Origin of the sequence: Protofrankia sp. CiP1_Cm_nod2 (assembly GCF_920664355.1) — a bacterium.
GTDB lineage: Bacteria > Actinomycetota > Actinomycetes > Frankiales > Frankiaceae > Protofrankia.
The window spans coordinates 1-10,326 of record NZ_CAKKTL010000002.1 but is presented as its reverse complement, the minus strand read 5'-3'; the positions used below and the strand labels follow the sequence as shown (position 1 = coordinate 10,326).

Below are 10,326 nucleotides of genomic sequence, written 5' to 3'. Positions count from 1 at the left end.
ACCCTTGCCGCCGGCAGCTCGGACAAGAGCGTCTGGTTGTGGGACACCACCCGCCCCGGGCAGCCACGGCAACTGGCCACGCTGACCTCGTCGGCCGAGGCGATCTATTCGGTGTCCTTCAGCCCGGGCGGTGTGCTGGCCGCCGGCGGGGAGAACCATGCGGTCCGGCTGTGGGACACCGGCCTCGAGCGGGTGGCGGCGTCCATCTGCTCGACCGGCGGGGACCCGATCACGTCCGCCGAGTGGGAGCGGTACATCGAGGGGAAGCCCTACCGTCCGCCGTGCCGGAGGCGCTGATCCTGCTACTGATCATACTACTTGTAGTCGCTGAGACCGTACTCATAGCGATCGCGAGCGGGGTTGCCCGGACCGTGCCGCCTGTCCGGAGGCTCTCCCGTCCGACAATCATCACTATCTGATCTTTAGTACGTCCGTACGGACCTGTACGGGCATTCGCCGACCCCTTCCCGCGCCTCCCGAGCGGCTCTTCACTGGGTTCACACCCACCCAGCCTCACGGCCCGGCCGACGCCGGTGCCTCCTCGTGGCGGAAGAGCGATAGCCGGAAGGGGGACTCCCGATGGACTCCGAGTGAGCGGAACTTCATGGCAGGCCGTGCGGGCTGGGGCAGGTGGACCTGCGAAAATGGCTGACCGTCAGGATTCAGAGACGTCCTGTCGCTAGTTTTTTTGTTTGGAAGTAGTTTTTTGCCACCTGATGGTGTGTGCCTGGTTACTTTTGGGTGCCGAGCCGTCGAGGGTGGCAGCCAATCGCGGTCGACCGGTCGGTCGACGGGCCGGCCATCGCTGATTTTTTGGCTATTCGCCCGCCGGCTCTCATCCGGCTGGCCATTATTTGTCATTCTTTTGGCAACTCGACTCCCGGACGGGCAATCTGGCATCCGAGGCGCCGGCTCCATCCGGGGGAGTCCGACGGCCAATCTTGCGTTGTGTCCGTAGTCCTCTACTATTGCGGCGAACGTGAGGACGCGGCCGATGGGGGGCTGTACGGTATGGATGACGACCAGATGATCAAAGAGCTGTGCGAGATCCGCCGCGGCCGAGGTCTGCTGGCCGAGGACATCCACGCCCGTATAGGGCCGCGTCTTCGCTTGTCCTGCGACATTTCCGCGGGTGACCCGCCGTCGGTCGCGCGGCGGAAGCTGGTGCTCTGTCTCACCGAGCTGTGCGGCCGGCTCCCGTCCGATCTTCGCCTGGCCGTCCTCGCCACGCTGGCGCTGCACGAAGAGACAGATCAGAAGTTTCTGCACGAACGGATGGCGTGGCTGGCCAAGCAGTTCGGCGACTCCACCCGTACCGCACGCCGTCGCATGGACGAGGGTTTCCGGATGCTCGCCGAACAGATCACCGGCGCGGCTGACACTCCAGGCGGACGTCACAACGAGTACGTGCCGGACGGATGGTATGTCGAGTCCCTGAAATCGATGCTTCGTTTCGATCTCGAGGTTCCCCGGCTGACCGAGGAACGCCGGATCGTGGCGACCGTCGACGAACTGGACGAGATCATCGCCTCCCTGAGCGTCCGGCCCGGACCGGAACGCGGTGCAGCCGAACGTGAGATCCACGCGGAGATGGTCCATGGCGGTGAGATAATCGAGTGCCACCGCCCCGGGCCGGACTACGCCCGGTTCGTCATCCGCCTGCCCCGGCCGCTCAGGCTCGGCGAGCGCCACGAGTATGCGGTGCAGTTCACCGCATACCCACGGGAAGAGCTCCGGCCGTACTATCTCCTGACCCCGCTGCGCCGCTTCGACCGGTTCAGCCTCAAGGTCAGGTTCGGCGCCGGTCGGCTGCCCGGCAAGCTGTGGCGGCTGAACGGCGAGCATCCGAGAATAGCGGACGAGTTCACCCCGAACGACGACCTGCTGGAAGTCGACTCCATCGGCGAGGTCCAGACGGAGTTCTTCAGTCTCCGGCAGGGGCTGAGATACGGCGTGCAATGGTCCTTCTAGCAATGCCCCGCCGGCTGCCGGCCGTATGCACGGCCGGCATACCGCGGGCGGCTGGTACTGGTTCACCGTCGCGGCCACTCCCACCGGACGACCGGCCGGTGAGCCCCGGCTGGAGAAAGGCCGGCCGGCGGCAACACGCCGACGAGCATACTTCGCGGGCCCCGCAGCCGGCCGGATCCGGGGGCTGTCCCCCCGACCTGGCCCGCTCGCTGGCCATCCCGCCCCGTGCCGGTGTTGTTTTGGTGCGGTAAGCGGTTCACGAGGCCCACGGAGGAGAGGCCATGCACTGGGGAGCATACGAGGTGTTCTCGGTCCTGTCCGGGATCGTCTTCATAGGGATGGTTTTTCTGCCGACAGCACGGGGCCGGGACCGCCTGTCCTGCGCTGCCGGCGGTATCGCCTTCATTGGCTACGGCGTGTATGTGGCCGGTCAGGACTCCGGCACGTTCGTGTTCCCGTCCATCATATTCGTGCTGCCGTTCCTGGCGGTCGGCTACGTTCTTTTCTCCTTGTTCGACCGCGGTCGCCGGAATCCACCGCCGGGGCCACGGGCATAGCGGGCGGCGGCGCTGGCGGCAGTGCCGTGCTGGTCGTCCAGGAGGATGTCAGGAGCCTCATCAGGACCGGTCCGTACGCACCGCCGGCAACGAGAAGAAGCATTGTGTGAATCATGGAACACTGTGGGGGAACAGGCAGATGAGCAGTGCCCTGTGGGCGGGGCCCGAACAGGAACCGGACGCCTACCAGCTGATCGAGTCCCTCGGCGCCGGGGGCGAGGGGGACGTCTGGCGGGCGGTGCGACCGCTCTCGGAGGGGGGAGCGGGCAGCAGCGTCGTCGCCGTCAAGGACTTCGGGCCGGTCATCGGAGCGACACCGGATATCGAGCGTTCCTGGTCGCGGCACGTCTCGTTGCTGCAGGCGTTGAAGCATCCCGGGATCGTCCGCGTTTTCGGCGGCTTCCTCGGCGCGCCACGGCACTGGCAGGGAGACGTCCAGCCCGGCGTCGCGCCACACAGGTACCTGGTCATGGACTACGTCGAAGGAACCTCGCTCGGGCAGTGGCTTCTGACCCACGGCGACGCGGACCTGTCGACGCGTGTCCGCTTCGTCCGGCAGCTGGCCACGGCCCTCGACTACCTGCACAGCGGGAAGGACACCAACGGTGTTCCGGTAGCGCACGGTGACGTCAAGCCGGGCAACCTGCTCGTGCAGGACGACGGCAGCGTGATCCTGGTCGACTTCGGCCTGGCCAATCTCGCGGACGGCACGGCCCGGCTGGGCATGGGCAGCCCTGGCTATATCGCGCCGGAGCTGCTCGCGGCCGGGAACGCGGCGCGGCCGACGCCGGACAGCGACCGGTACGCGTTCGCGGCGACCGTCGTCTATCTGCTCACCGGCCAGCCGCCCGTGCACTATCCCGACGCTTCGGGCTGGCCACGCGACGTGGACCGGGCCGCGACCAGGGCCGCGCTCGCCGCCAGCCCGCTGCTGTGGAACGTGCTGTTCCTCGCGGACCTGGTGCTGGAAGGGCTCGCGCACGAGCCCGGTGACCGGCCACGGGAACTCGCTCGCTGGCTGTCCGGCGTGGGCTCGCAGACGATCACATCATCGTCACTGCCACCGGCGCCGACCTCCCCCGGGTTCGGGGCGGGACAACCGGACAGATCGACAGTGATCGTCCCCGGACCCGTCGGGCCTGGTGGGCCTGGTGGGCCTGGTGGGCCCTTCGGGCCTGGTGGGCCCGGGATCGTGCCCCCGCCACCCGTTGGCCGGAAGCCGCGGGTCAGGATGCGTGTCGTGGTCACCCTCGCGCTGGCCGCGACAATCATGCTCGTGGCGGGTGCCGCTGTCGCGCTGCCCCGGCTCAGGGACGCGGACAAGCCCGCGGCCGGGTCCGTCATATCCGGTAGGGGGCCGGGGCCCGCGTCGGTCTCCGCGGCTCCGCTGCCCCAGGCTTCCGCCAGCCCCAGCCCCAGCCCCAGCCCTACGCCGTCCGCGGCACCCACCGGCGGGCCGATGCCGTCGGTTGTCAACGTCACGCTTGTACAGGCCCGACAGGCACTGATCCAGAATGGCGTCCAGGTCGTCGTCAAGGAGAAGCTGGACCCCAGCGCGACCGACAACACGGTGCTGGTCCAGGATCCCCCGGCGGGAACCCGACTGGAAGCCGGGCAGCAGGTGACGCTGACCGTGGCACGCCAGCCCGCGCTGGTCTATCTCAGCGACGTGCGTGCCGTCGCCGGTGACCCCTCCACGGGCTCCAAAACCGTCAATGGGAAGACCTATCCGCATTCGCTGTACACGTGTACTCGCCGTTCGTCGAGTTTCGAGTTCGATCTCGGACGGCACTATCGGACGTTTCAGGCCACGGCAGGTATTGCCGATGACGCGTGGGACAGCTCGATAAGAATTCTGTACGAGGTGTTCGTGGACGGCTCGCCCGCCTACCGGAAGGATATCGGCTTCGGTGAATCCGTCCCCATCAGCCTCGATCTCACCGGAGTGCTCCGACTCAAACTCACGCAGACGTTCGTCAGCGGCAATAAGAACGGATCCTGTGATTACAATGTGTGGGGGGATGCCCGGCTGCTGGGGGTTCCGAGCGAGGTGCCCACCCCGACGCCGGGGACATGATGTCCGTCGAACCAAGGCATGATGGCCCGGCCGGCGGTGGTGCTCCTGCCCTGGCCGTGTTCTACCGCCGGGCCGCCGGTCTGAACCGGGAGACCGACCCTCGGGAGAACACCCTTCACGTCGACGACCGATGGGTCCTCACCGGCAGGCGGACCTTCGGTTTCGGCCGGGCTCCCGCCGGGGTCGACATCGCCGTGAAACTCGTGGACGACAGTGGCACGCAGGACCCGGCCGTCCCGCGTCTCGCGGGCCGGATCGCCGCACCCGACGGCCGATGGACGCTGACGAACCACGCCACCGGCAAGACCAAGATTTATCTGACCGCGCCCGGTCTCTATCGGGAGATCATCAAGGACAGTCCGGGCGAGGTCCTCGTCCGCACCTGGCAGATGGTCGCTATTCGCGCGTCCGGTGGTGATATCGAGCATCGGTTCACCCTTGTCATTGGTGGGCCCGGCGCGGGAGCGGGGGCCGTTCATGCCGCCAACATGGCGGGCCTCTGGGAAACCGGTGCCCCGACGACGTCCAGTGTCGGGGCACCGGCGTGGAGCCACGGGGACCGGCGGACCCTCGCCGCCTACTGCTATCCGGAACTGCACGGCCTGCCACCTCGTGTCCGGGAACGCGGCGCGCAGACGCTGCTCCTGCTCGACCGGGAGCTCACGGAAGCGTCGCGGAAATGGCTGGAGAAACAGCTCGGCCGGCTACGGAAGGACGCCTCCGCCCGCCTCGGCGTCGACCTCCAGGGCGAGCGCGGGACACCTGAGTTCATCGAGTACATCCTGGCGAACCGCGGGCTGCTGATGGATGCGCTCCGCGAACTCGACAGCCGGCCGACCCGGAAACTACAGCGGTAGCCGGCCATGCCCGGAACCGCTCCGGCCGCGGCTTCGATCCGTATCCACACCCGTAACCCGTGTGTCCCCGCCCACCTGTCCCGACCCTCGTCCGTCAAGGAGAAACATGAGCTATCCACCCGATCCCAACAGCCCGTACGGCGGGCAGCCAGAAGCACAGCCGGGTTATGGCCCACCGCAGGGGCCGTCGCCAGGATATGCACCACAGCCGGGCTATGCGCCGCAGGAGCCGCAGCCGGGCCATGGCTGGCCGCAGGGGCCGCCGCCCGGTTACGGCTACCCGTACAACCAGGGCTATCAGGGGCAGAACCCGCCCTACGGGTACGGCGCACCGGTGCGGACGGACTATGCGCACTGGGGCCTGCGGGTTCTGGGCGCCGTCGTGGACTGGCTGGTCTTCGGTCTGGTGCCCACGATCCTGTATTTCGTCGGCGCCGGCATGGCGGTGAGCAGTATCGCATCCTCGTACGACCCCTATGGTGATTACGACTCCTATGGCTCCTCCTCCTCTTCCGCCGGGAGCGCGCTGATAATCCTCGGATTTGTCGCCGGCATTGCCTCTTTTTTTCTCATGTCCTACTTCGAGGGCACCCGTGGCCAGACGCCGGGCAAGCGTGTCGCGAAGATCAAACTGATCCGGGAAGCCGATGGCCAGCCGCTCGGCTTCGGCCTGGCCATCGTCCGCCGCATCTGCCACTTCCTGGACGGCCTGCTGTTCTGCATCGGTTACCTGCTGCCCCTCTGGGACGAAAAAAAGCAGACCATCGCCGACAAGATCATAAAATCAATCGTTATCAGAACCGAATAACTTCGGCCCGGCAGTCACATGTGCATGCACCTGTGATCTTCCTGTCGCAGGTACCCGCCGTCGGTGGAAATAGGTGGTGATTCCTGTGTCGTGGACAGCGTGGTAGGGCATGTGAAATCGGAGGAGGGGCTGTGTCGATTGAATACACGCGCCTAAACAAGAAAATAGATTATACTCATCTGACGAGAGGGAAGAAGACGAGCGAACCTGCTCGTGCCGCTGTTCCGATCGTCGATCTCGACGCCGCACTGGCTGCCGGTTGTGGGACCAGCAGAATCTGGTCGAGGGCGAACGGCCCAGCTTCGCAGGCTGTCGGCTCGACCCTTGCGATCGTCGAACAGCCGCGATTCATCAGTGATGATCCGGACGACGGTATGACAGCCGTGATCGCGGAACGTGGCTACAGTGGTCGATCTGTTCTCGTCGGGACGGACGGCCGGTCCCTCACCCCCAGGAACTTCATCGACTACGACGTTGCATACGCCGCAAACGGTTCCGTTGCGCTGGCTCGCAGGCACACGGCGGAAGCTCTCGGTATTCCGGCTGGTGGTGACTACATCCAAGCTCATATTCCCCATGTCGCTTTTGAAAATAGTTCGCCGTGGTCACGCGTGGCCCTGTTGTCCCGTGAACAGCCTTATACGGGACTCGCCGGAGCCAGCCCCCGACCTGAGCGAGCGATGTTCGAGACGTTCTCGGTAGCGATCACAGCTGATGGTTCACGGGCGGTGTTCCTGGAGTTTCGGCCGGCTGGCAGCCCCGACTGCGCGCTGTGGGAATACGATCTGACACACAGGACATGGCGCTGGGTCACTGGCAATCCTGCCGGCAGCCACTGGCAGGCGGCGCCGCTCGCGTACAGCCCGGACGGCACCTGGCTACTGGTCGGGAGCAACCCACCTGCTCTTGTGCGTCTCCCCGACGGCATGATTTTTCCGCTCGGTAAGGACGTGTTCGGTGTGCACATTGTCGACGCAGGATGGTGGCCGACGCGTCCCGGCCATCTGGTGGCTACGGGGCCTGGTCAGAAATCCGAAGCTGATGTGTTCGATGTTGATCTCGAACGGGGCCGTGCCAAGGAATTGTGCAGGATTCGGGGACAGCAGTCAAAAGTCAGCTTGCTTGTCGCAAGCCCTCGTGTGTCTGCTGATGGACGTTGGCTGGCTTTTCTTGCCCCGGTAGGTATGGATCCGACAGCTGACGCAGGCCGTGGGAGCGGGAAGCGTCCCTTCGTCGCGGATCTCGCCTCATCCGAATGTGAGCTTGTGTTGCCGGTACGATTTTCCTGCGGCGTCGAACGTTCCTGTGCGCGGGTCATCTGGGTCGACCAGACCGTGTCCGACGGTACATTTCAGCCTGCAGCGGCTCTGCAGGCGGGATCACGGCCTGCTTTTGGTAATCCTGTGCTCGCCGGATCGCAGGTCGAAATGTTTCGGAAGCAACATGCCTGCGCGGCTCAACTCATGTTCGATGCCATCAGTAAGTCCGGTACGGAGCCCATGCTGGTGACGGAGGAGATTCGCCGTTTCTGCGCCGGCGCGCTTGAGGCCGACCCGTCCTTCGCGGATACTCTCGAGGGTCCCGAGTCATGGACCTTTGTAATGTATGTCGGAACAGGTTCACCGCGCGATGACCGAGACGGCTGGCTGGCCCTCTCCTCCGACCTCGGGCGGCTGAGAGCGGGCGAGCCCATGGAGAGCGATATCAGCGGCAGGCTGCATGCGACAGTACCTGAGCCGCAAACGCCATCGGACACGAATTCATCTCGCAGAAGACCGCGACTGTGGAATCGTGACCGTTGATATAGACCAGTTTTTAGTGGCTCCGTCAGTTCTTCTCTTCAAATAGCTCTCAACCATGTCGTGAAGGAGATCTCGCTGTGAGATGGCAGGGTGACCGGACGGGTGTGCAGTGCAAGAAGTGCAAGAAGAAGGTCAAGATTGTTCGCTGCCCCAAGTGCAACGGCATCGGTGGAGGATGGACTACGCAGTGCAGCAGGTGCAACAGCAGCGGATACGTCTGTGAGAACTCGAACGATCAGTGGCATCAGTACAAGTAATCGTATCGCTCCTACTCGTGGTCGTCGGCAAAGCTGCGGGTAGGAGCGGCATGGATGGCGAAAAAGGAAGTGCTGGCTGAAACAGGGCGGTGGAGTCTGAATGCGATCCATGCACGTCAAGTTCTCGACTACGCTCACCGAGCGTGAATTCGGAGCGATCTTCAAGGGGCGTGGCGACGCAACGCAGGGCCTGACCGGGAGGATGGTTAAGCAGGGTTCGGCACATCAAGACCGATGGTGATGTTGCATTCGAGTATTTCACGCCACGAGACGACTCGCCTTTCAGCGTTCTCGATGACGACAAGCCGACCTTCACCGTTGGTGTGCACATCCCGACTTTCCTGGCTACCAACGGTGGATCGGCAACCCTGCACATGTACACCTGGGAGCGTGGTGACAGGCGCGAGGTAGTCCTGTATTCACCTCATACGATCATGGGCGGAAGAAGTTCCCGTAACTACCTGGACAAGTTTCTCATGGAATTCCAGCACCATGATCCAGAAATTGCCTTCCAGCTCCAGGGGCAGAAACCTGATACTGATGCCGGTAGTGGGCCGCAGACGGTAGACGCCGACTTTCCTCCGCTTGACGGCGCGACTGTTCTTGTCCGAGGAGCGAATGTTCCACTGCCGGTCGTTCCGATACGGGTGGCGCTTCTCCGGAAAGGTGGAGCAAGCGACGATCTCGATGTCAGCGCTCTGCCGTGCGGATCCGACGCCCACGTGCTCGATCCGGAAGCAACTGTCTTCTACAACCAGCCGACTGGTGCCGCCGGAACCGTCCATATGTCCGGTCGGACGCAGCAGGCCGATGGTACCTGGACCGACAGCATTTTCGTTGATCTTCCTCGTGTTCCGGCATCGGTCGGCCAGGTGGTTTTTACGGCGAGCCTCGATTGTTCCGGCGCGACTGCTCTTGCCGCGGTTACTGATCTGCGTATCGCGGCAGTCGCGGATCGCGAGGTGCTCGCTGTCTTCCCGGTGACCGGGCTCAGTACAGAAAGCGCGATCGTCGCTGTCGAGGTCTACCGGCGCGCAAATGGCTGGCGTCTTCGCGGTGTCGGTCAGGGCTGGGCGGATGGTCTTGCCGGCCTGGCGCGCGACTACGGTATCGAAGTGGAATAAATGGAAAAATCCTGAGCACGAACCATCTCGATGGTCGTGGTATCCAACTGATCGTTACAGGGACTGCGCGGGGCGGTTCGTCAGGGTTATGCCGTGCGCGCTGTCGAGGCGGCGGGCAGGATCCGATCGGCCCACTCGCGGGCTGCGGCGGCCTCATGAGCTGGGACGGGGCCGAGTTCGGCCTCCAGTTCGCTGAGGTAGGCGTCCAGTTCGGCGATCTTGGCATGCCGGTCCAGTTCCTCGGCCAGTGCCGCCGAGGCGAGGCGGGAGATGCTCAGGCCGGCGGCTCGGGCGGACTCCATCAGTTCATCGGAGACGGTAATGTTCACTCTTGCCATGCGCATAATATGCACACTCGGCGTGGGGTACCGAGTGGTTGCCCTGTGCTCCGTCCTGACGATGGAGCAGCTCGACGGCTCTAGTAAACGGTGACTCGGCCGCCGGAGGTGCCGGCGGTGAAGATGGCCAGGCAGCGGCCGCTCGAGTTGGCGACGAGCCACAGGTGGTTGACGTAGGTGTTGCTCGAATAGGAGTTTCCCGGTGTCAGGAACGAGGCCGCGGCCATTCGGGAGCCGTTGAAGTCGAGCCAGTAGATCTGCACGGTTTCCGGGCTCTGGTTGCTGAACGTGGCCAGGACGCCGTCCGTGGTGCGGGCGGAGACCAGGCGTCCCTCGTCCGCGCACGAGTACCGGGTGAGGTTCCCGGTGAAGCTGAACGTGTGGGCGGCCGGCGGCTGGTTGGCCGCTGGCTGGGCGGCTGGCGGTTGAGCGGCCGGCGGCTGGCTGGCGGGCGGTGGCGCGTTGTTGCCCGGGGAGTCACGGTTGGTCTCCGCAGCGGGCGCCGCCGCCGCGGGCCGGCCGGCTGCCGCTCCGC

At 64.9% G+C, this 10,326-nt stretch carries 10 protein-coding genes; 8 read left to right on the top strand and 2 right to left on the bottom strand.

Going from position 1 to position 10,326, the window contains the following annotated elements; all coding sequences use genetic code 11:
* The 8 genes from NBW84_RS00310 to NBW84_RS00275 all read left to right on the top strand — a co-directional run.
* Window positions 1-297: WD40 repeat domain-containing protein (locus NBW84_RS00310; protein WP_445548595.1), on the top strand; the 297-nt coding region annotated here is incomplete at its 5' end.
* 714 nt (window positions 298-1,011) lie between these two features.
* Window positions 1,012-1,971: a hypothetical protein gene (locus tag NBW84_RS00305; protein WP_250280554.1), complete on the top strand. Its 960-nt coding sequence runs from the start codon at window positions 1,012-1,014 to the stop codon at window positions 1,969-1,971.
* Between the two features lie 281 nt (window positions 1,972-2,252).
* On the top strand, window positions 2,253-2,528 hold the full coding sequence (locus NBW84_RS00300) for a hypothetical protein (RefSeq protein WP_250280552.1): 276 nt from the start codon (window positions 2,253-2,255) through the stop codon (window positions 2,526-2,528).
* A 139-nt stretch (window positions 2,529-2,667) separates the two neighbouring features.
* Entirely contained in the window at window positions 2,668-4,605 is a 1,938-nt protein-coding gene (locus tag NBW84_RS00295; RefSeq protein ID WP_250280550.1) for a protein kinase domain-containing protein, read from the top strand.
* The gene (locus tag NBW84_RS00290; RefSeq protein ID WP_250280549.1) at window positions 4,602-5,462 is read left to right on the top strand and encodes a hypothetical protein; all 861 of its coding nucleotides are present in this window, start codon (window positions 4,602-4,604) and stop codon (window positions 5,460-5,462) included. Before NBW84_RS00295 ends, NBW84_RS00290 begins: the two co-directional genes overlap by 4 nt.
* A gap of 106 nt (window positions 5,463-5,568) precedes the next feature.
* Window positions 5,569-6,270, top strand: a complete 702-nt coding sequence (locus NBW84_RS00285) for an RDD family protein (protein WP_250280547.1) — start codon at window positions 5,569-5,571, stop codon at window positions 6,268-6,270.
* Window positions 6,271-6,401: 131 nt separating this feature from the next.
* On the top strand, window positions 6,402-8,072 hold the full coding sequence (locus tag NBW84_RS00280) for a hypothetical protein (RefSeq protein ID WP_250280545.1): 1,671 nt from the start codon (window positions 6,402-6,404) through the stop codon (window positions 8,070-8,072).
* Between the two features lie 631 nt (window positions 8,073-8,703).
* The gene (locus tag NBW84_RS00275) at window positions 8,704-9,453 is read left to right on the top strand and encodes a TerD family protein (RefSeq protein WP_250280542.1); all 750 of its coding nucleotides are present in this window, start codon (window positions 8,704-8,706) and stop codon (window positions 9,451-9,453) included.
* An 86-nt stretch (window positions 9,454-9,539) separates the two neighbouring features.
* Here NBW84_RS00275 and NBW84_RS00270 read toward each other — a convergent pair whose 3' ends face one another.
* On the bottom strand, window positions 9,540-9,791 hold the full coding sequence (locus NBW84_RS00270) for a type II toxin-antitoxin system CcdA family antitoxin (RefSeq protein ID WP_250280540.1): 252 nt from the start codon (window positions 9,789-9,791) through the stop codon (window positions 9,540-9,542).
* A gap of 80 nt (window positions 9,792-9,871) precedes the next feature.
* Window positions 9,872-10,326 (bottom strand): VHL beta domain-containing protein (locus NBW84_RS00265; RefSeq protein WP_250280538.1); only part of this gene is annotated, 455 nt, incomplete at its 5' end.

What these genes read in the sequence shown, in the direction of transcription:
- NBW84_RS00305 (WP_250280554.1), top strand. Translation starts at nt 1,012, where the DNA reads ATGGATGACGACCAGATGATCAAAGAGCTGTGCGAGATCCGCCGCGGC.
- NBW84_RS00300 (WP_250280552.1), top strand. Translation starts at nt 2,253, where the DNA reads ATGCACTGGGGAGCATACGAGGTGTTCTCGGTCCTGTCCGGGATCGTC.
- NBW84_RS00295 (WP_250280550.1), top strand. Translation starts at nt 2,668, where the DNA reads ATGAGCAGTGCCCTGTGGGCGGGGCCCGAACAGGAACCGGACGCCTAC.
- NBW84_RS00290 (WP_250280549.1), top strand. Translation starts at nt 4,602, where the DNA reads ATGATGTCCGTCGAACCAAGGCATGATGGCCCGGCCGGCGGTGGTGCT.
- NBW84_RS00285 (WP_250280547.1), top strand. Translation starts at nt 5,569, where the DNA reads ATGAGCTATCCACCCGATCCCAACAGCCCGTACGGCGGGCAGCCAGAA.
- NBW84_RS00275 (WP_250280542.1), top strand. Translation starts at nt 8,704, where the DNA reads ATGTACACCTGGGAGCGTGGTGACAGGCGCGAGGTAGTCCTGTATTCA.
- NBW84_RS00270 (WP_250280540.1), bottom strand. Translation starts at nt 9,791, where the DNA reads ATGGCAAGAGTGAACATTACCGTCTCCGATGAACTGATGGAGTCCGCC.